Genomic DNA, 19,162 nt, shown 5'->3' on the forward strand with positions numbered 1-19,162 from the left:
TTTCGCCCTCTCGTTGAGAGGTTTTTTATTAAGAAAAAGCACCGCAAAAACTGCAGTGCTTTTATTTTTCAATCTTTGTACGAAGTTTTTCAAGGATCAACTTGTTGATCCCTTTAGGATTTTGAGCCTTTAGCATAGCGTAGGCATAGCTGAAACTAAAAGGTTTGGGCGCATAAGCGATATAACGCGCTTGCCAATCGCTTGGGTTCCATTTTTTCTTGGCTTGATAAAGCCCCTTGAAGCCATATACACCATTCATATTTTCATAAATAAACTGGAAGAGCTGTGTTGTCACTTTCCTGCTATCCTCGTCATCTTTGATATTTGCCAAAGGGCAGAGACCGAGATTACCCCAAGTCACTCCCTCCTCGCGCATTGTTTCAAAGGCTTGGAGAAGACACACTTCCATAGAGCCATTAGGTACTTGCACACGGCGGCGCGTCACATCAGCCATATAACCACTTTCCTCGCCTTCAGCATACGGAACAAAAATTACAAAAGCCAACATTTTTCCGGATGCATCACGACTGTAAAAATAACGGCGCCCAAGAGGATTTTCTAAAGCCAAGCCCCCCAACATAAAGCCAAGCTCAGGGCCTTTAGAGCCAAACCATTCGTCTGATATTTCTTGAAGTTCATTTTCAATTTTTATATCTCGTTTTTCATTTGGCTTGTATTCTTCAACAGTAATACCTAAGCGGCGCGCATGATTAATATTGGCACGAACCTTTGCTGTTTTCTTACCCTTAAGGCTAAAGTCCTCTAAGCGCAAACAAGCATCTTCACCAATCTTAATCATCGAAAATCCATAAGATTCATAGGCAGGGCGCATCGTTTCTGTAATGTCCATAAACAAGATTTTCCATCCATTACGACGTGAAAAATGAACCAGTTCTCCCATAAAACGAGCGGCATCTTTAGGGTCACAAACGATATCCCCACAACCTACGAGAACGTTGTTTACAACGGTATAGGCAAGCATCCCTTCAACAGTAACACTGAAAAAATAAGATTTTTGACCATCAATGGTCATATAAGCCATCGGATTTTGACCATATTTTTCAACAAGGGCGATGGCTTTCTCTTTTTCACGACCACTTAAGATTGGGTAATAAACCAATGGTTTCAAGATATAATAGAGTGCTAACATCACACAAATCCAAGTAATGATAATTAGCCCAACCATATAAAAGCCATGTACATGAGAATTGAAATGCGCTTGCCGGATATCCATTGTAAAAAGAAAATGCAAGGATTGCTTAAAGATAGAATAGACATCTGGATTTCCTAAATAATCGCGCTTCAAAAAACTTAAACTCAATAAGGTATTAAAGAAAGCCAAGACCAGTGGGATGAAACCAAGAAACACTGCCTTTTTTGCATAATTACGGTCCATTGTTCGACTAAAATCACGATAAGTCAACCCGAGAATAACCAGAATGATAAGTGAAAGAAGTGAGCCAATACTGAAAAACCTCTGAGTAGAAATAAAGTTCAACCGTAAAATGACAAATTGAACGACAATAGTAATAATCCAAGCTGACCTTACCCGTCGGTAGAGATTGAGAGAGACCAAAAGCCCCAAAAGTCCTAAAGCAAAACCTAAAATATAATGCGGCATGAAGCTATAGGAAGGAAAATACTCTCTCAAAACAGGTGATCGATGCAAATAGAAAGCCAAAATTGCTCCAATATCAATCACTACGGACAAGAAGATTGCTAAATTTTGTGCAAAAATACGTAACCTATACATGAATAACTGTTCCTTTATGATAACTTGCGATGGTTAAACGATCACAGCATGTCTTTTTTGCGTAATGCCCAAACGACAATGCCACAAAATATAAGCGTTAACCCTAATATGGCCCACATGACCCAACTGATTTCCTGACCAGGTATGGGGACATTCATCCCATAAAAACCGACAACCACACCTGGAATACCCAAGACAAAGGTTGCGGATGTCATGATTTTCATGACAATATTCAAATTGTTAGACACAATATTTGAGAACAAGTCGCGCAGGTTTTGGAGCAATTTCAGTTGAATACGTGTTTCCGTGTAGGCCTGATCCGTTTCAATATAAATATCGTAAATCTTATCAGCAAAACCATCTTCATCTTCTTCACGCAGATAATTAATAAACTTCTTCAACACTTCGAGATTATTATTCAAAGCATCTTCAAAATAAATAAGGCTGGCTTGAATACCAATCATATCAACAATTTGATCATTTTTGGTTGAGTTTTTGATTCCTACCTCAAGACGACGACGGCGGAGACGAAATTCTCGTAGATAATCATGGAAGTCATGTGTCATTTGATACATAACCTGATAAATAATTTCATGCTTATAGCGTGTAGAGCTGTATTCTCTACCGAATATATGTTCTCCCTTAATGTCATGATTTAAAGCTAAAATGACAGCTTCATTTTTTGTCCAAATCAAAGAGTAAGGAAATGTGCCTACCTCGCCATAACTTGATGAGGCTGGATATTGTAAAAGTATAAGATTATTATCGATATCATCCGTTTCAAAACGGGCGTTTTCATAATCATCGAGAATGCCGCTAAGGTAGTCAAAGGGCAGTTGAAAGTACTCCGAGACACTACCAATTTCTTCACGTGTCGGATTAAGTACATATGTAAAATTCCTCATCTCTGCCGTAGAGACTAGCCGATGTTCAGCTGACAATTCATAGTTTTTAATCATAGTTATATTTTAACAGAAAATCTCTTAAATAAACGTCTCAAACGCTGTTTTCTCCCATGATTTTCACCTTACTTTTTTGAAAGCATTTTCCAAGCCAATCAAGCGGTGAAAAATATGATTTATGCTACAATGAGCTTAAAGTTAAGAATATTTTGACATAAAATTTATTTTTAAGGAGGATTTCATATGTCGACAATGGTTTTCGTCAACTTTCCTGTCTCAGATATTCAGGTTTCCACAGCTTTTTATGAAAAGCTTGGTTTCAAAAAGAACCCTGATTTTTCAGACGATTTGGTAAGCTGTATGGTCTGGGATGAAAATTTCTATATCATGTTACTTTCGCATGAGCGTTACCAAACCTTTATTGGTGATAAAACAATCGCAGATACACACAAAGTGAGTGGTGCTCTTGCTGCCTTTACTCTTCCAAGTGCAGATGCTGTCAAAGCATTCGGCAAACTTGCCAGTCAACATGGCGGACAATCCCTTCATTTAGAAAATGGCATTCCTGAGGACGTTATGTATGGCCTTGAAGTTCAAGATCCAGATGGTAACTGCTTAGAGCCTGTATGGATGGCTATGTGACTCAATCCCTTTCCTACAAAAAAGACAGGACCCAAATCCTGTCTTTTTTAATTCAAACGACTTAAATAATCATCCGTTGCTTTAAAGAAAACAACTTTATTATTGTTTCGAATGCTGCCTCGCTCGTTTGCTTGCGCATCATTTGCCCAAAATTAAAGATAGCTTTCTTTGCCTGAAGCATCTACTGGATTAGGCAGTTCTGTAGAAGCTTCACTGATGAACTATTTTTCAAATAAGACCTTGCTATACTGTGCGCCCTCAAGCATATCATATTGAATCAGCTCATAATCGTCTACCATTTCTTGATATCTACTTGTTTCCTTATCCGTTTTTTCAAGTTGATCAACCAACTGATAGAATACAGGTACCTTCGTATTTCCTTCTTTCATAGCTAATACAGATAACCCTTCTGGTGTAACTGATTTACTAATGGTCTCACTTTTCCGATGATGATTTTTCCATACAAAATAAGGTGTTGAATGGTCATTAATGAGTTTATTTTCATCATCTTTTACAGGATACTTCATATAAACGGAATTATCAAGAGCTGGGTAGTGGTCGCCATACATAATAACAGTCACATTCCTGTCCATTGCTTCCAATGACTGAATAAATGTCCCCAGTGCCTCATCTGTTTTCTTCACACCCCTCGCATATAAAGCTAACTGTTTTTGTTCTGCATTCAAATTATTACCAGAAATTAAGACATCCTTATTTTCTAGTTTTCCTTTTAAATCTTCTGTATAAGGGTAATGGTTTTGCATACTCAATCCGTGAACAAGAAGGTTCTTTTCAGTAGAAGAATTCACTTCATTTAGTATCTCTTCGAATAAAGTGTAGTCACTTAAATACCCTTCAGCATAATAGACAGCTGAACGCGTTTCCTCCATTTTCAAGAGGTCTTCTCTGCCAGTAAACTTAGAAAACCCTAGGTTGGGTAGAACGTCAGCACGGTGATAACCTGTTTTCATGTGCGTATGTAAGGCGATATTCTCCTCTTTATACTGAGCAATGCTCTGGTTTCTTTCTGGATTTTGATTCAAGTAATCAAAGGCATTAATTTGTTGATTAAAAAATGAATAACTAAAACCTGTTAAGACACTGAACTCAACATTTGTTGTCCCCCCACCAAACATAGTGGATTGTAAATACCCTCCTGATGCATTTTGTAGTTTTCGAAAATTAGGCATGGGATCTTCTTTCCATGATACACCAGATGGAGCTATACTATAAAAGTAGACATGGAGCTATACTATAAAAGTAGACACAAATATGTGTGTTATAATCTGTCTAAGAAGACACAAAAATGAAAGGACTTTTATGTCAGGCTTTAAACGTTACGACGAGGAATTCAAACAATCTCTCGTCAACCTCTATCAAACAGGTAAAACTCAATCCGAACTCTGTAGAGACTATGGCGTCTCCGTCTCTGCTCTTGCAAAATGGATTAAGCAGTACTCTCAAGTTCGTCTTGAAGATAATACGGTGTTGACTGCCAAACAGATTCAAGAATTACAAAAAAGGAATGCACAACTTGAGGAAGAAAATCTGATCTTAAAAAAAGCGAGTGCCATATTCATGCAAAACTCCAAGTGAGATTAAAAGCAGTCTATAGACTCCGATTTGAACACACGACAGTTATGCTCTGTCGTGTTTTACATGTCAATCGTTCCACCTACTATAACTTCATTAACAAGAAGCCTTCGAAGCGTGAAATAGAAAATCAACGCTTGAGAAAATTACTCCTTGAGATTTATATGAAAGCTAAGAAAAGAATTGGAACGAGAGCTTTTAAAATCATTCTTCTGCGTGATTATGGCGTTAATATTTCTGAAGGCCGTATCTTACGACTTCTCAAGTCTATGACACTCCCTAAAATGTCGACCATTAAACCTCGGGTTAAATCAAAACACTCTCCTGCATTTTCTTCTGATAATCTCCTTAAACAAGAATTTAATCCGAAGTCCCCGAATCAAGTTTGGACAACTGATTTCACTTATATTTCTATAGGACCTAAGCGTCACGTTTATCTCTGCGCCATTCTTGACCTCTACTCTAGAAAATGCATCGCTTGGAAAGTAAGTGATAAGATTGATGCTAAACTTGCTTGTGACACCCTAGAGATGGCTATAAATAAGAGAAAACCTAAGGAACCAATTATTTTTCATTCAGATCAAGGGAGTCAATTTAAATCAGCTTCCTTTAGAAAAATATTAGATGAGCATCAGTTACTTGCTTCTTACTCTAAACCTGGGTATCCTTATGATAATGCCGTAACTGAGGTCTTTTTCAAGTACCTTAAACAAAGAGAAATTAATCGAAGAACTTATCACACCATTCAAGAGGTTCAACTCTCTTGCTTTGAATACATCGAACAATTCTACAACAACTATAATCCTCATTCTGCCAACAATGGTTTAACTCCAAATCAGAAGGAAGAAAAATATTTTAAGAAAATATAGCTCATTTTATGTCCAATTATTTGACATTAGTCCATCCGCGTCTGCTTCTAATTCTTTGTACGTATCTTTGAAAGTTGTAAGACCGATTGCTGGTGAAATACCAGAGTAATTATTTGTTGTTGAATCTACATTTAAAGCTGCAATATTTGCTCCAGTTACTTGAGTAACTGGTGTACTCATCACTTGTTCTTGTTTTACACCTGCCTTTTTATCTTCTGTACCATAAGTTGAGCTATAAGCCACAACTCCTAGTATACCTGGGATAAGTAAAACTCCTGCAACATAATATTTACCATTTTTTTTCAATCTTGAATCTCCTTTTTATTTCTTGTGATTAATTTAAGAAGCCTCTTTATGTGTTTTTCAATATAATTCGGATTTTTCTGACAATTAAGCATTAGAAAGCTAGATTAAACCTGATTTTTTGATAAATAACGAATATAGACAATTTTTAAATATTGACTCCTAATTCCATTTGATATAAACTAAAGAAGTGATTTTTAAGGATTAACACACCGGTAACATTTTATGAGTATCAATTAAATCCGAATTATACTGACACACCTATAAACCCTGCCATAATAGGCTTTTTTTAATTATTATCTTTTTAACATCCCGATATTTTTCTAATATTTCTTGAAAAAAAGCAAAAAAAATACTACACATCAATTCATGGCAAGCTCCGTTTTTTATCTTTTTTCGCCCTTAAAATTGAGGAACTATGACCAATTTTTAGAGATATTGATAAAATTTTTTGAGTAAAAAGAAGTTTGATATGAAAAAATATCTGAGATTTGTTCGTAAAATAATCTCAGATATAATATTTTAAATATCTTTTTACGTCATATGACCGACTGTAAATAACAATAATTTAACGTTCATTTACCTAGCCATTTTTTGCTTTCACCAAAAAAGACAGGATTTGCGTCCTGTCTTTTTTAATTCAAACGACTTAAATAATCATCCGTCGCTTTAAAGAAAACAACTTTATTATCCATGCGAACGCTGCCTAACTCGTTTGCTTGCGCATCATTTGCCCAAAAGTAAAGATAACTTTCCTTGCCTGAGGCATCTACTGGATTAGGCAGTTCTGTAGATGCTTCGCTGATGAGTGACTTTTCATTCAAGTCATGATTCGTTTTACTGATAAGATTGTAACCATTGGTTTGAATATAAGCTTCTGCTTCCGCTGTCTTAGCTACAATTAAGTTCTTATAGGTGCTTTGAGGTGGAACGAGATGATAGAGAGAAGAGATAGACTGTTCACTACTGCTTGTTGAAGTTGAAGAGGGTGTTGTTTTCACTTCAGAGGAACTACTGGAGGTAGTACTCTCTTTGGTAGATGTTGAGGAACTAGAACTTTCCTTTGCCATCGGTGTAGCAGGTGATTGAGTAATATTAGATATCCCTAAGGCTACTATTGCTCCAAGTAAGAACGAAAACATCCCTACAATAATATACTTTTTCATCTGATTTTTTCTCCTTTATTCTCTTACTTTCTATTATACACAGTTTTTTCGTTCCTCTCGCTTCATCTGCTCTAAAATCTAAGATAATCTGTTCTTAGCTAAAATTTTGAAAGTGTTGCATCTGTTTCTCTCCTATTTTTTGGTATAATTACTCTAGTTAAGAAAGCTCTCAACATACACTAAAACCTTTGAGAAGCACTCTTTCACTGCTTATATACTATCACAAGGAGACAAAATGTGAATTACAGCCATATCAAAATAGGGCAAAGAACAATCAAAACTGCAATTTGTGCAACATTAGCCATTATTATTGCACAGTTTTTCCACTTAGAATCTGCGACCAGCGCAGGCATCATTGCCATTCTTTCCATTACGAACACACAGAAAAGCACCTTACGATTAGGATTTCTGCGTGTTCTAGGGCTTATCATCGCCACCTTACTCGCCTTTATCGTTTTAAATTTATTTAATTTTACACCTTTATCTTTTGGTATCTTTTTATTATTATTTATTCCCATCTCTGTTGCCACAAATACGAGCGAAGGCATTGTCGTAAACTCTGTGCTTTTTTCCCATTACCTTTTGGCTCAAGAAATAACTTTTCCTCTCGTAGGCAATGAGTTTTCATTAATGTTCATTGGAGTAGGTTTAGCACTTTTGGCAAACATATATATGCCAAGCAATGAAAGATTATTAGAAAATAATCTTAATATTTTAGAAAAAGAATTCAAAAATATTTCAGCACATCTCGTCATTTGTTTGAATCAAAAGCAAGATCTCCAAGATCTCGTGGCGCAGTGTGACAACCTGCTGGAACTCATTGATGCCAGCAGTAAAGTCGCCACTGAAAAATCAGAGAATAACCTTTTAAGAAATAATACATTTTATCAACGCTATTTCGACATGCGCCATATCCAAATTACACTTCTCAAAGATATCATTATGAAATTAGAAGAAATAGATGTGGAAAGCACGCATATCGCCGAAATTTCCAATATTTTTGAAACTTTGTCACTTACCTATGCTGCCCATAATGACGGCAGCGAGCTCTTAAAGAAAATAGAAAATGCCTATTCTCATTACCGTCAGATGGACCTGCCTCAAACACGTGAAGAGTTTGAAAATCGCGCAGGTCTCTTCCAAGTGCTTCAGTTGCTTGAACTATTGATTCAAGAAAAAAATACTTTTGCATTAAGTCAGACCAACAATGCTTCATAAAAAAGACATGATAAAAACCTTGTTGGCTCATAAGAGCAACAAGGTTTTTTATATCTGTGTTATCACAAGTTGCGCGCCAACATGATCCTCTAAAATCATGCTCTTCCCTCTCGCTTCGTAAGTCCACTCCGTTGCCAACAGTCGTTCCAAAACTGCTTCATAATACGCTCTTCCAACTTCAATCTCCCAAGCTAAAATGCCGTTTTTCTGCAGGTTTCGTTTTTTCAAGCTTGCCCCTTCCCAGAGATTTGTCGCAAAGTGATGATGGTAATGATTTTGCGAGTAAAAATGAGCAGTATTACCCACTCGTGCGACTAGATCCGTCCGAAGTATATCCATAAAGAGTGTATCAGCCTGTGCAAGAGAACTTCCCGTGAAATGGAGATGACCAATACTCATTTTTGGCGGATAGCGAAATGCTCCTACTTTTTTTGTTGCTAAAACAGCTTCAAGATCAACAGCAAAGGTCCCCATTTCAACTTGTCCTTCATTCCAGTTCCAAGTTTTCGGGTCGCGGTCATGATAGAGCTCAATTCCATTTCCTTCAGGATCACTAAGATAAAAAGATTCACTGACGAGATGGTCTCCCGCTCCTAGTGGGTAGTTTGCCTTCATGAGTCGTGAAATAAGTCCAGCTTTTGAGGAACGATCGGGAAAAAGAAGAGCGTAATGAAAAAGGCCGGTCGTTTTTTCTGTACTTGCATTTCCACCAAACTCAAGTTTTAAAAAAGGAGCTTCTTTTTCTCTAAACGCATAGGCAAGTGTATGCTCTGTTTCCTCAGCAAGATAAAAACCTAGTAATTCCTCATAAAAATGACGCATGACTTGTCGATTGGAAGCTTTCAAAGTAATTTTTTTAATATTAAAGGGTTGAGTGTCCATACTTATTCTCGTTTCTTTTGAATTTTACTTCATTCTTTATATGTTGTTAGTATACCACTTAAAACTCATAAAGCAAAAGACTTTGTTTACAAACGTAAACAAAGTCTTTTGTGACTATAAATTCATTGTGAGTCTTCTTTTGTTACAGGAGAGCCTTTGGTCCCAAAGTGTGTAGCAATGGCTCCACCGCCATGTTTTTGATAGCTTACAGTAGAAAATCCAGCCTCGCTAAACAATAAAGCCAAAGCTTTCGCATCAGGAAAATTCTCCGCAGATTTTTGAAGCCATTGGTATTCCTTCAAAGACTTGGCAAAGACTTTTCCCAGAAAAGGCATCACTTTTTTAAAATAAAGTTCAAATGCTTGCTTGTAAATAGGCAAAGTTGGATGAGAAGTTTCAATACACACTACTTTTCCGCCAGTTTTTAAGACACGGAAAATTTCTCGTAGCACTGTGAGATAATCAGGCGTGTTTCTCAAGCCATAACCAATCGTAACTGCATCAAACATGTCATTTTCAAAAGGAATAGCCATGGCATTTCCTTGAATAAATTCAATGTTTTCATTGCCTTTTTTGTCAAGTTTATCTTGGGCCACTTTCAGCATATTTTCAGAAAAGTCTAAGCCCACGACCTTACCCTTTTGCCCCACAGCTTTTGAAAGGTCAAAAGTCCAATCCCCAGTACCACAACACAAATCCAAAATGGTCATGTCAGATAAATCCCCCATTTTTTTCATGGTTTTATCCCGCCATAAGTCATGCTGCTTGAAACTAATGATGGCATTCATTTTGTCATAATCAGTGGATATATTATTAAATATTTCGTGTACACGTTCTTCGTTTACCTTATTCATGTACTCATTATAGCATAAGCTAACCTTTACACCCTTGCTTCTTGTCTCTCAATTTCCAAACTAAAAAACACTCCTCCGATGTTTAAAAATTAAACATCAAAAGAGTGTTTCATTAAGCATTAGTTGCTCTCTAAACCTTATTTTTTAAGATTGTAGAATGCGTTAAGACCTTTGTAAACGGCAACTTCACCCAATTGGTCTTCGATACGAAGCAATTGGTTGTATTTAGCCATACGGTCTGTACGTGAAAGTGAACCAGTTTTGATTTGTCCAGCATTTGTAGCAACGGCGATATCTGAGATTGTTGAATCTTCAGTTTCACCTGAACGGTGAGAAACGATAGCTGTGTAACCAGCTTCTTTAGCCATTTCGATTGCTTCAAATGTTTCAGTCAAAGTACCGATTTGGTTAACTTTGATCAAGATAGCGTTCGCAGCTTCTTCTTTGATACCACGTGCCAAGTAAGAAGTGTTTGTAACGAAGAAGTCGTCACCAACGAGTTGAACTTTGTTACCCAAACGTTCTGTGAGGGCTTTCCAACCATCCCAGTCGTTTTCGTCCATACCATCTTCGATAGTGATGATTGGGTATTTGTTAACCAATTCTTCAAGGTAATCGATTTGTTCTGCAGCAGTACGTTTAGCACCACCTTCACCTTCGAATTTAGCGTAGTTGTAAACGCCGTCTTCGTAGAATTCTGAAGAAGCACAGTCGAAACCGATCATAACGCCGTTTTCACCAGCTTCGTAGCCAGCAGCTTCGATAGCTTTAAGGATAGTTTCTACACCATCTTCAGTACCTTCGAAACGTGGAGCAAATCCACCTTCGTCACCAACTGAAGTTTCAAGGCCACGAGCTTTAAGGATTTTCTTCAATGCGTGGAAGATTTCAGCACCCCAACGAAGCGCTTCTTTGAATGTAGGTGCACCAACTGGTACGATCATGAATTCTTGGAAAGCGATTGGAGCGTCTGAGTGAGAACCACCATTGATGATGTTCATCATTGGAGTTGGCAATACTTTAGCGTTGAATCCGCCAAGGTAGTTGTAAAGTGGAACACCGAGTTCATCAGCAGCTGCACGAGCAACAGCGATAGAAACACCAAGGATAGCGTTAGCGCCCAATTTACCTTTGTTTTCTGTACCGTCAAGAGCGATCATTGCACGGTCGATAGCTTGTTGTTCAGTAACTTCGTAGCCGATGATAGCTTCAGCGATTACGTTGTTTACGTTGTCAACAGCTTTTTGAGTACCAAGACCGAGGTAACGAGATTTGTCACCGTCACGGAGTTCAACAGCTTCGTGTTCACCAGTTGAAGCACCTGAAGGTACCATACCGCGTCCGAATGCACCGTCTTCAGTGTAAACTTCAACTTCGATTGTTGGGTTACCGCGTGAGTCAAGGACTTCGCGAGCATAAACATCAGTAATAATTGACATTTTTATCTCCTTATTGTTTTAAGTGCTTTCTGCACTTTTTAATACACTATGATTTTACTATTTTTCCGGCCTTATTTCAAGTGAAAAAGAAGCTAAAAGGCTTTTTATACAAGGTATGCGGTTACATTTTGACTTTTTTATTCTGTGATATTTTTTTTATAAAATATCGTGTCCACCTCCATTCTTGGCATGTGTTTGGGCAGTATTTTTTCATTGATAGGTAGAAAGTCATTTTTTTCATAAAAACGATGTGCCGCTTTGAATTGTTCGACAGTTCCAAGATAAATTTCTTTGATATTCTCTATGTGACAGTAGTCAAACAAATTATCCAAAAGAAGTTGTGCAACAGACTTTCCTCTGTATTCAACATTGACAAACATCTTTTTCAGAACAGCTTGCTGTTCATTAAACTTGACGATACCAAGTGTTCCAACAACTCCCTTCTCTTCATCAACAGCAAGCCAAAATTGACTGTAATGTGCATGAATATCTTGCAAATCGGGCTGATCTGCTAAATCAATAGCAACTCCAAATTCTTCCTTCTGAATAGAAAGTATCAAATCAATAACTGCTTGTTTATAGGTATCATTGTAAGCGATTAACTTCATAACCATAGTATAACAGATTACTTTAAATTTTATAAACAAAAAAACTTCCAAAAGGAAGTTTTTAAAATTATTTAGCCAATGCTTTTTTAGCTTCTTCAGCAAGAGCTGTGAAAGCAGCTGCGTCAGCAATAGCGATGTCAGCAAGCATTTTACGGTTAATTTCGATTTCAGCCAATTTCAAACCGTGCATCATTTTGCTGTATGAAAGTCCATTCATACGAGCAGCTGCATTGATACGTGCAATCCACAATTTACGGAAGTCGCGTTTCTTTTGACGACGGTCGCGGAATGCGTAGTAGTATGAGTTCATTACTTGTTCTTTAGCTGTCTTGAAAAGACGGTGTTTAGAACCGTAGTAACCTTTAGCGAGTTTTAAAATACGTTTACGGCGTTTGCGAGTTGCAACGCTATTTTTAACACGTGCCATGTGTGTTCTCCTTGTTTCTTAGAAAATTTTTATCCTGTCATTGACAGTTAATTTAAATGGTTGATTGATTTCGAGTGAAATCCTATAAGTCTTATGTAATGCTTATGAGTTAATCAGTCGTGAAATGTTATTGGGACAGCAATGTATCCATGCATAACAGTCCACAGAACTGTTATTAACGCATGTTCGCAACCATACGACGGATACGTTTGAAGTCACCTGCTGAAACCATACGGCCTTTACGGAGTTGACGACGTTGTTTTACAGTTTTACCGTGCATACGGTGTGAAGTGTAAGCGCGGAAGCGTTTAAGACCGCCATTACCAGTACGTTTGAAACGTTTAGCTGATGCGCGGTGAGTTTTTTGTTTTGGCATTTTAATTCTCCTTGGTTAATAATAAGAACTTAGTTCTTTTTGATTGGTGCCAATTGTAAGAACATTTGACGACCATCCATTTTGGCTTTTTGCTCTACCACAGCGATATCTTTCACTGCTTCAGCAAATTCATCCATTACTTGACGACCCACATCTTGGTGAGTAATCATACGACCTTTAAAGCGAATCGAAACTTTAACTTTGTCTCCTTTTTCAAGGAACTTTGTTGCTTGACGAAGTTTTGTATTGAAGTCATTTTTATCAATGACTGGACTCAAACGAACTTCTTTCAAAGTAACAGTTGCCTGTTTCTTCTTAGCTTCTTTTTGCTTTTTCTTTTGCTCAAACATGAATTTAGTGTAATCCATGATTTTTGCAACTGGTGGTTCTTGATTTGAAATCAAAACCAAATCCATGTTAAGGTCTTCGGCCTGAGTAAGTGCAACAGCTGTAGGTGTAACACCAAGCTGTTCGCCTTCAGCACCGATAAGACGTACTTCGCGTGAACGGATTTGACCGTTCATCAAAGGTTTTCTGTTGTCTTGCTTTGCTATGTCTATTCTCCTTCTAAAATATTTTTTTAGAAAAACAAAAGCGGAACGCATAATGCGCCCCGCTAATGAAAACATTCGTTTTGTGAATAATTCCATTTTGTTGCCCAGGGCTATTACCACTCAGGCGAGAAGCGGGTGCTTCTGCTTTTCAACTTCTCTATTATACCACAAAATTATTTTCTGTCAACACCTACTTAATTTTTTTACACCATCTCTTATTTACTGATTTTTCACCTCACTTCATCACTTCTTCTTTAAATAGGCTTTCACAAAATCTTGCATCTTTTTTTGAATTTGGCTATCTGTATAATCTCCTGCTTCTTCCCCCAAAAAGCTGAGGGCTGAACCTACAACGTTTTCTGTTGATCTTACTTGATTTCCGCTATTCAATTCGAACTTAGATAAATCCCAATTTTCTACTAAATCGTTAATCGTGTAAGCATAACTCTCTGGTTGCCACATGCGCTGACCTGGAAGGAAATAAGTATAATAAGCGTTGTAATTTAAGACTTTAAATCCTGCATCTAAAAGTTCTTGAGCACTTGCTGTATATTTTCGACCCAAAGTTGCTCTCTCGTCCGTGCTATTAATATCCCAACCACCAATCTGTGTCCAATAAGTGATTTGAATGTCTTTATTGTAGGCAGGAAGATCTGCTTTAGCCACGCGATCATTCCACATTCTCGTTGTATAACCTTGACTCTTTAAAAAATTGTCTAAAGCATTCACGTAGTTCACTAAATTCATGTTTGATTCAACAGGCAACCAGTCAATCTCATCGATACCGATATGAAAATAGCGCTTTGCTTGTCCGGCAAAAAGTGGTGTGTATTCTGCCAAGATTTCTTGAACAAATTTGAGTGACTCAGCCTTAGAGTAATCAATCAGATTAAACTGATCTGGCGCTCCATCAGGTAGCTTAATGGCATCATATCGCTCAGGATCATTGACTTTCAAAAGGTCCATAATAGCTTGCATGTGGGCAGGAGCCTCTACCTCTGGGATTAAAACAACATTTTTTGAGCGCGCGTAAGCAACCAAATCTACCAGCTCCTTTTTCGAAAGAAAAGGGCGATTGGTTTGCGTGTTTATCCATTGTCCGTCTTGATAAATAGCGTTTTTTTCAGTCGTTTGTTCCACCGCGGACATCTCCACAGCCAAATTTTGGTTGTCGGTCATATGCAGCTGTAGAAAACTATTCGGATATTTACTCAAATCATCAATAAACTTTTTGATAACCTGACTCTTATAAAATTTACGTGAAATATCCAAAGTTATCCCTTTTTCTGCGATCACTGCTGGTGGCTTTTTATCTGCTTGAACCCCTGTCTGTTTTAACATCATCATTAAAAGCATAACGAGTACCATTAATCCCCATATCTTGAAGACTTTTCTTTGCTTCATTCACAGCTCTCCTTTTTCATTATACAAAAATTATAACAAAATGAGAACAAAATAACAAAACATACAATAAAAAAACCGTCCAAAGACGATTTTTTTATTTTGCTTTCAATGCGCTCAAAATTTGTGTACGCATATCTTCTATACCATCTGCACTGGCTGGAAGGAAAATTGTAGAATTTCCTGCTTCAGCAAATTGGTTAAGCGTATCAAGATACTGGTTGGTTAAAAGAATGGACATAATCTGATCTTCTGTTAAACTTGCTCCAGTATTTTTAATTTCAATAATTTGTTGAGCGAGTCCGTCAACAATAGCTTTACGTTGTTCAGCAATACCCACACCACGCAAGCGATCTTTTTCGGCTTCGGCTTCAGCAGAAGTTACAATTTTTATTTTCTCAGCATTCGCAAGCATTTGTGATGCATCTTGCTTACGTTGAGCGGCATTAATTTCATTCATTGATTGCTTAACTTCGGCATCAGGTTCTACACGTGTAATCAATGTTTTCACAATAATATAACCGTAGGTTGTCATTTCCTCTGCAACTTGATGCTGTACTTCCAAAGCGATCTCGTCTTTTTTCTCGAAAACTTCATCCAAAGTCAACTTAGGCACAGCAGATCGAAGCGCATCCTCAATGTAGGCTTGAATTTGCTCAGAAGGGTTCATCAGTTTATAGTAGGCATCTTTAATATTTTCTTCATTGACACGGTATTGCGTTGCGATATTCATGGTCACAAAAACATTATCTTTTGTTTTTGTTTCAACGGTCATTTCGTTTTGCAAAAGACGCAGTTGAATCCGTGCCGCAACACGATCAATTCCCCAAGGTAATTTTACATGGAATCCGGCCGAAGATGTCGTTTGATACTTCCCAAAACGTTCGATAATCGCAACCGTTTGTTGTTTAATCACATAAAACAATGTTCCTGCACTCGCCAAAATAATAATAATGACGAGCACGGTAATAATAAGTGAAACTGTTAACATAAAACTCTCCTTTCCTTTAATTATACTTTATTCTTTAGAATATTCCAATCAAAATCCTTTAGAAATGTACATGTAGCACTTATTTTGCTCTGCTTGATAGAGGAGAGGATGAATGTAACGAATTTTTTCAGCTTGAAGCACCAAATCCTCAAAATTATAGCCTGTCAAACGAATATAATCATCATTTTCATCAGCAGTTGTCAAATCGGATAGTTCTTGTGCATCGGTGAATTGACCTTCAAAATTCGCCTTTCTCATAATGATATAATCGCCTTCTTGTTCCAAAACATAATGTGGAAAAATCTGTGCGACTTCATAAATGATTTGAGCCGTCATCTTCAGTGGAAACTCACTAAAGACAACCGCTTCTTCCTGCGCATTGCGGTAGCAAAAACCAAAAGATTTGCCGGATAGATTTAAGCGCATAAAGCGGAAATTTTCTGTTCCTTCTTTTCCTTCAAGATGAAAATTAGGCTGGGCTTGAAACATCTTCAGATCACGTGACAACTCAAAGAAATAGTCTGTAGCATCTTGGGGAGAACGTTTTTGATAAAGTTCTGCAAAATAAGCATTGATTACACTTGAAGGCGGAGTCACCAACAGCATTTTTTCCTTTTCATCGTCTAAATTTGCTAAACGATTTTCCAAAAAGACACGGTCTTGAGCCATGTAGCCTCCGTATTTCAAACCTAAATCAATATATTCCTTATTTTTCACTTTTTTCCTCCATATTTAAAAATTCTCTTGCACATATTATAGCATTTTCTGGGTAATCTTCAGCAAAGACATCGTAAAAATCGACATTCATCCGGTTGCGGAACCAAGTCAATTGACGTTTCGCATATCTTCGTGAATTTCTTTTTACAAGTTCCACTGCCTCTTCAAGTGAGATTTCCCCTGAGAAATAAGGGAAAAACTCCTTATAGCCAATACCTTTTGCAGCTTGAACCTCGGGGTGATTTTCAAATAAAGCTTGTGCTTCTTCAAGTAAGCCCTGTTCCAACATATCGTCTACCCGATGATTTATTCGATCATAGAGTATTGTTCTTTCTGCATTCAGACCGAGAAGACAAAACTCATAGTCAGACGCTTGATTTTCACCTGTACCAAAAGCTTCCAGCTCAAGAAAACGCATTGCCCTTCGCCGATTCAACTCAGGAATATCTTGGGAAACACGCGCAAATAACTCTTCATCAGAGAGTTTCTCTAAGCTTCGACGCAGTTCCATCATTGCCTCATGATTTTCTTGCCCTCCTAAGTGATACCCCTCAACAAGACTCTGGATATAAAGCCCCGTGCCACCGACAATAATCGGAAGCTTTCCTCGAGAAATAATTTGCTCTATGCAAACGGTAGCTTCTTGAACAAAGTCAAAAGCAGAATAATTTTCATTTACATCTCGTACATCAATTAAATGATGCACTGCTGCGGACTGTTCTTCTGGACTTGCCTTGGCTGTCCCGATATCCAGCCCACGATAGACTTGTTGCGAATCGCCTGAAATAATCTCACCATCAAAAACTTGGGCCAGCTGAATACCTAAAGCTGTTTTACCTACAGCTGTTGGTCCGACCACGACTATTACCTTATTTTTTTTCATATAATATTTTCTATTAATTTTCTTATCTTTCTTGTCCGGTGTACGAAGATATCTTCTTTTATTATAGCATTTTTCTACTTAGGAACTCTTTTACCATATAAAAATCCTCATCTTACACATGAGGATTTCATTTATTGTGTTGCATTGTAATAAACGTGTGAATTTTCAAGTTTGCCACGTGCTTGTATGAGTTGATTAACTGTTACAAATGTGTAACCTTGATTTTTTAGTTTTTGAATCACTCTTGCTGCCCCATCGACAGAGGTATCATAAATATCATGCATGAGGATAATGGAGCCATCATAAACTTCATTCATGACAACTTGTTCAATTTGATCCACATTTTTACTTTCCCAATCTAAAGAGTCTACACTCCACTGAATAATCGGGGTTTGTGCCATTTTATTGATTTGAGGTGTTGTGGCACCGTAAGGAGGGCGTAAGCCTTGAGGACGAATCCCCACTGTCTTTTGCATCAAATCTGAAGTTTTTTTGATTTCATCTTGTGCTTGTTTTGCAGGGAGTTGTGGCAGATTCTCGTGATTATACGTATGTGAGCCCACTTGATTTCCTAAAGCATGTTCTTTTTTAACTAATTCTGGATAGAGTTCCAGACGGTTTCCGAGTACGAAAAATGTCGCAGGAACATTTGCCTTCTTTAAAATGGAAAGCAAGCGTGGTGTAGTTTGTGGGTCTGGTCCATCATCAAAAGTTAAAGCCACTAATTTCTTATGTGCCAGCGCTTTACTTTGCACCTGTTGAGCAGAAGGAATTTTTATTTTCGAATGTTGCGCTTCTTCTTTTAAATCCCCCACTAAAATCTGTGGTTTGACAATCTCGCCTAACTCACTCAGTGGCACTGAAACTTTAGTATATAAGTTTGTACTACTGTTGACTTGACCCGGTCTCAAAAAGAAATCCAGACATTTATTATCCAAGATAAAAGCATTAAAATTTTTCTCCATCGGCTGCAATCCCGCACTTAATACCTGCTTGGCCCTCTGATTTGAATTCTCTTGGAGCTTCACCATTTTCTCATAAATATTTTGTGCGATACTGCTGAGATCGTCCTTGTCCTTAAATAGATCAGAAAGCTGTAACTCCTTATTTTCTTTCAAATTGTAAGTTTTAGTGATGACTTGGTTTTCAGCTTGGACACGCGCATTGCTTTTGCGCATCACATTAAATTTGAAACTCACGATATCTGGGGAAAACTCATAAGTTTCAAAGGATTGAAACAATGAACCCTTCTCATCCGTATCCTTCTCTGGTGTACAGTCTTTAAAAGAAGAAAGTTCATGATTGGAAAATTCTTCCAACTTTTGATTAATCACTTTATTTTTTGTCTTGGGATAATTCATCAAGATATGATAACCTTGGTCTTCCTGCTTCGTTTCAATCCCTACTTCTTTAGATGCTATGCTTCGAATATAAGTATTCACGGAAGTCTTCTTGTTTTCTTTTTCTGTTTCTGTTGTTTTCACCAGTATGCTGGCTGCTCCGAAAACAATCGCAAGCGCTAGTATCGCACTTCCTGCTTTCAGCACTTTCTTCTTCATGATTGCCTCTTTTTCTCCTCTATAT

Annotated in this window: 19 protein-coding genes, 1 pseudogene and 1 other annotated feature; of the genes and pseudogenes, 3 read left to right on the forward strand and 17 right to left on the reverse strand. The window is 37.5% G+C overall.

Annotation, left to right across the window (positions count from 1 at the left end):
- Window positions 1-61: 61 nt before the first annotated feature.
- Window positions 62-1,753 carry a bifunctional lysylphosphatidylglycerol flippase/synthetase MprF gene (locus tag PYW30_RS07250; protein WP_023889553.1) on the reverse strand — a complete coding sequence of 564 codons (1,692 nt, stop codon included), beginning with the start codon at window positions 1,751-1,753 and terminating at the stop codon, window positions 62-64.
- A 41-nt stretch (window positions 1,754-1,794) separates the two neighbouring features.
- Entirely contained in the window at window positions 1,795-2,712 is a 918-nt protein-coding gene (locus PYW30_RS07255) for a magnesium transporter CorA family protein (protein WP_042218716.1), read from the reverse strand.
- Between the two features lie 186 nt (window positions 2,713-2,898).
- Between PYW30_RS07255 and PYW30_RS07260 the strand changes: the two genes are divergently transcribed.
- Window positions 2,899-3,297: a VOC family protein gene (locus PYW30_RS07260; protein ID WP_023889552.1), complete on the forward strand. Its 399-nt coding sequence runs from the start codon at window positions 2,899-2,901 to the stop codon at window positions 3,295-3,297.
- Between the two features lie 221 nt (window positions 3,298-3,518).
- Here PYW30_RS07260 and PYW30_RS07265 read toward each other — a convergent pair whose 3' ends face one another.
- Window positions 3,519-4,523, reverse strand: coding sequence for an LTA synthase family protein (locus PYW30_RS07265; RefSeq protein WP_143467443.1), 1,005 nt, complete (start codon window positions 4,521-4,523; stop codon window positions 3,519-3,521).
- A gap of 94 nt (window positions 4,524-4,617) precedes the next feature.
- Here PYW30_RS07265 and PYW30_RS07270 point away from each other — a divergent pair.
- Window positions 4,618-5,772 (forward strand): annotated as a pseudogene (locus tag PYW30_RS07270) (IS3 family transposase); the annotation flags it as partial.
- Here the strand turns inward: PYW30_RS07270 and PYW30_RS07275 are convergent.
- Window positions 5,766-6,065, reverse strand: a complete 300-nt coding sequence (locus tag PYW30_RS07275) for a hypothetical protein (protein ID WP_096822704.1) — start codon at window positions 6,063-6,065, stop codon at window positions 5,766-5,768. The pseudogene PYW30_RS07270 and the gene PYW30_RS07275 sit on opposite strands and share 7 nt — an antisense overlap.
- Before the next feature lie 632 nt (window positions 6,066-6,697).
- Window positions 6,698-7,228 (reverse strand): hypothetical protein, encoded by a 531-nt coding sequence (locus tag PYW30_RS07280; RefSeq protein ID WP_003133028.1) that lies wholly within the window; start codon window positions 7,226-7,228, stop codon window positions 6,698-6,700.
- Between the two features lie 237 nt (window positions 7,229-7,465).
- On the opposite strand from PYW30_RS07280, the gene PYW30_RS07285 reads away from it, so the two are divergent.
- Window positions 7,466-8,446: an aromatic acid exporter family protein gene (locus PYW30_RS07285; RefSeq protein ID WP_019299572.1), complete on the forward strand. Its 981-nt coding sequence runs from the start codon at window positions 7,466-7,468 to the stop codon at window positions 8,444-8,446.
- A gap of 48 nt (window positions 8,447-8,494) precedes the next feature.
- Here PYW30_RS07285 and PYW30_RS07290 read toward each other — a convergent pair whose 3' ends face one another.
- From PYW30_RS07290 to PYW30_RS07345, 12 genes are all read right to left on the reverse strand, one after another.
- Window positions 8,495-9,328 carry a VOC family protein gene (locus PYW30_RS07290; protein WP_042219106.1) on the reverse strand — a complete coding sequence of 278 codons (834 nt, stop codon included), beginning with the start codon at window positions 9,326-9,328 and terminating at the stop codon, window positions 8,495-8,497.
- A gap of 122 nt (window positions 9,329-9,450) precedes the next feature.
- Entirely contained in the window at window positions 9,451-10,182 is a 732-nt protein-coding gene (locus tag PYW30_RS07295; RefSeq protein WP_023889543.1) for a demethylmenaquinone methyltransferase, read from the reverse strand.
- A 137-nt stretch (window positions 10,183-10,319) separates the two neighbouring features.
- Window positions 10,320-11,621, reverse strand: coding sequence for a surface-displayed alpha-enolase (eno, locus tag PYW30_RS07300; RefSeq protein ID WP_003133057.1), 1,302 nt, complete (start codon window positions 11,619-11,621; stop codon window positions 10,320-10,322).
- A gap of 137 nt (window positions 11,622-11,758) precedes the next feature.
- Entirely contained in the window at window positions 11,759-12,235 is a 477-nt protein-coding gene (locus tag PYW30_RS07305) for a GNAT family N-acetyltransferase (RefSeq protein ID WP_042219183.1), read from the reverse strand.
- A 61-nt stretch (window positions 12,236-12,296) separates the two neighbouring features.
- On the reverse strand, window positions 12,297-12,656 hold the full coding sequence (gene rplT / locus PYW30_RS07310; protein ID WP_003133061.1) for a 50S ribosomal protein L20: 360 nt from the start codon (window positions 12,654-12,656) through the stop codon (window positions 12,297-12,299).
- A 175-nt stretch (window positions 12,657-12,831) separates the two neighbouring features.
- Window positions 12,832-13,032 (reverse strand): 50S ribosomal protein L35, encoded by a 201-nt coding sequence (gene rpmI, locus PYW30_RS07315; protein WP_003133063.1) that lies wholly within the window; start codon window positions 13,030-13,032, stop codon window positions 12,832-12,834.
- Window positions 13,033-13,061: 29 nt separating this feature from the next.
- The gene (gene infC / locus PYW30_RS07320; protein WP_080567137.1) at window positions 13,062-13,637 is read right to left on the reverse strand and encodes a translation initiation factor IF-3; all 576 of its coding nucleotides are present in this window, start codon (window positions 13,635-13,637) and stop codon (window positions 13,062-13,064) included.
- Window positions 13,613-13,739 (reverse strand) — a sequence feature (ribosomal protein L20 leader region). It overlaps the preceding gene by 25 nt.
- 90 nt (window positions 13,740-13,829) lie before the next feature.
- The gene (locus tag PYW30_RS07325; RefSeq protein ID WP_042219108.1) at window positions 13,830-14,990 is read right to left on the reverse strand and encodes a family 20 glycosylhydrolase; all 1,161 of its coding nucleotides are present in this window, start codon (window positions 14,988-14,990) and stop codon (window positions 13,830-13,832) included.
- Window positions 14,991-15,084: 94 nt separating this feature from the next.
- On the reverse strand, window positions 15,085-15,978 hold the full coding sequence (locus tag PYW30_RS07330) for an SPFH domain-containing protein (protein WP_003134350.1): 894 nt from the start codon (window positions 15,976-15,978) through the stop codon (window positions 15,085-15,087).
- A gap of 48 nt (window positions 15,979-16,026) precedes the next feature.
- The gene (locus PYW30_RS07335; RefSeq protein WP_003134348.1) at window positions 16,027-16,695 is read right to left on the reverse strand and encodes a hypothetical protein; all 669 of its coding nucleotides are present in this window, start codon (window positions 16,693-16,695) and stop codon (window positions 16,027-16,029) included.
- A complete protein-coding gene (gene miaA / locus PYW30_RS07340) occupies window positions 16,685-17,578 on the reverse strand; it encodes a tRNA (adenosine(37)-N6)-dimethylallyltransferase MiaA (RefSeq protein WP_042219110.1) in 894 nt (297 codons plus the stop codon). The genes PYW30_RS07335 and miaA overlap by 11 nt, the downstream gene beginning before the upstream one ends.
- Before the next feature lie 131 nt (window positions 17,579-17,709).
- On the reverse strand, window positions 17,710-19,137 hold the full coding sequence (locus tag PYW30_RS07345; protein WP_042219112.1) for a polysaccharide deacetylase family protein: 1,428 nt from the start codon (window positions 19,135-19,137) through the stop codon (window positions 17,710-17,712).
- Between the last annotated feature and the right edge of the window lie 25 nt (window positions 19,138-19,162).

The sequence above is a fragment of the Lactococcus garvieae subsp. garvieae genome (assembly GCF_029024465.1).
Classification (GTDB): Bacteria; Bacillota; Bacilli; order Lactobacillales; family Streptococcaceae; genus Lactococcus; species Lactococcus garvieae.

Coding starts and splice junctions, on each gene's coding strand:
- PYW30_RS07250 (WP_023889553.1), bottom strand. CDS start 1,753: ATGTATAGGTTACGTATTTTTGCACAAAATTTAGCAATCTTCTTGTCC.
- PYW30_RS07255 (WP_042218716.1), bottom strand. CDS start 2,712: ATGATTAAAAACTATGAATTGTCAGCTGAACATCGGCTAGTCTCTACG.
- PYW30_RS07260 (WP_023889552.1), top strand. CDS start 2,899: ATGTCGACAATGGTTTTCGTCAACTTTCCTGTCTCAGATATTCAGGTT.
- PYW30_RS07280 (WP_003133028.1), bottom strand. CDS start 7,228: ATGAAAAAGTATATTATTGTAGGGATGTTTTCGTTCTTACTTGGAGCA.
- PYW30_RS07290 (WP_042219106.1), bottom strand. CDS start 9,328: ATGGACACTCAACCCTTTAATATTAAAAAAATTACTTTGAAAGCTTCC.
- PYW30_RS07295 (WP_023889543.1), bottom strand. CDS start 10,182: ATGAATAAGGTAAACGAAGAACGTGTACACGAAATATTTAATAATATA.
- eno (WP_003133057.1), bottom strand. CDS start 11,621: ATGTCAATTATTACTGATGTTTATGCTCGCGAAGTCCTTGACTCACGC.
- PYW30_RS07305 (WP_042219183.1), bottom strand. CDS start 12,235: ATGGTTATGAAGTTAATCGCTTACAATGATACCTATAAACAAGCAGTT.
- rplT (WP_003133061.1), bottom strand. CDS start 12,656: ATGGCACGTGTTAAAAATAGCGTTGCAACTCGCAAACGCCGTAAACGT.
- rpmI (WP_003133063.1), bottom strand. CDS start 13,032: ATGCCAAAACAAAAAACTCACCGCGCATCAGCTAAACGTTTCAAACGT.
- infC (WP_080567137.1), bottom strand. CDS start 13,637: ATGCGTTCCGCTTTTGTTTTTCTAAAAAAATATTTTAGAAGGAGAATA.
- PYW30_RS07325 (WP_042219108.1), bottom strand. CDS start 14,990: ATGAAGCAAAGAAAAGTCTTCAAGATATGGGGATTAATGGTACTCGTT.
- PYW30_RS07330 (WP_003134350.1), bottom strand. CDS start 15,978: ATGTTAACAGTTTCACTTATTATTACCGTGCTCGTCATTATTATTATT.
- miaA (WP_042219110.1), bottom strand. CDS start 17,578: ATGAAAAAAAATAAGGTAATAGTCGTGGTCGGACCAACAGCTGTAGGT.
- PYW30_RS07345 (WP_042219112.1), bottom strand. CDS start 19,137: ATGAAGAAGAAAGTGCTGAAAGCAGGAAGTGCGATACTAGCGCTTGCG.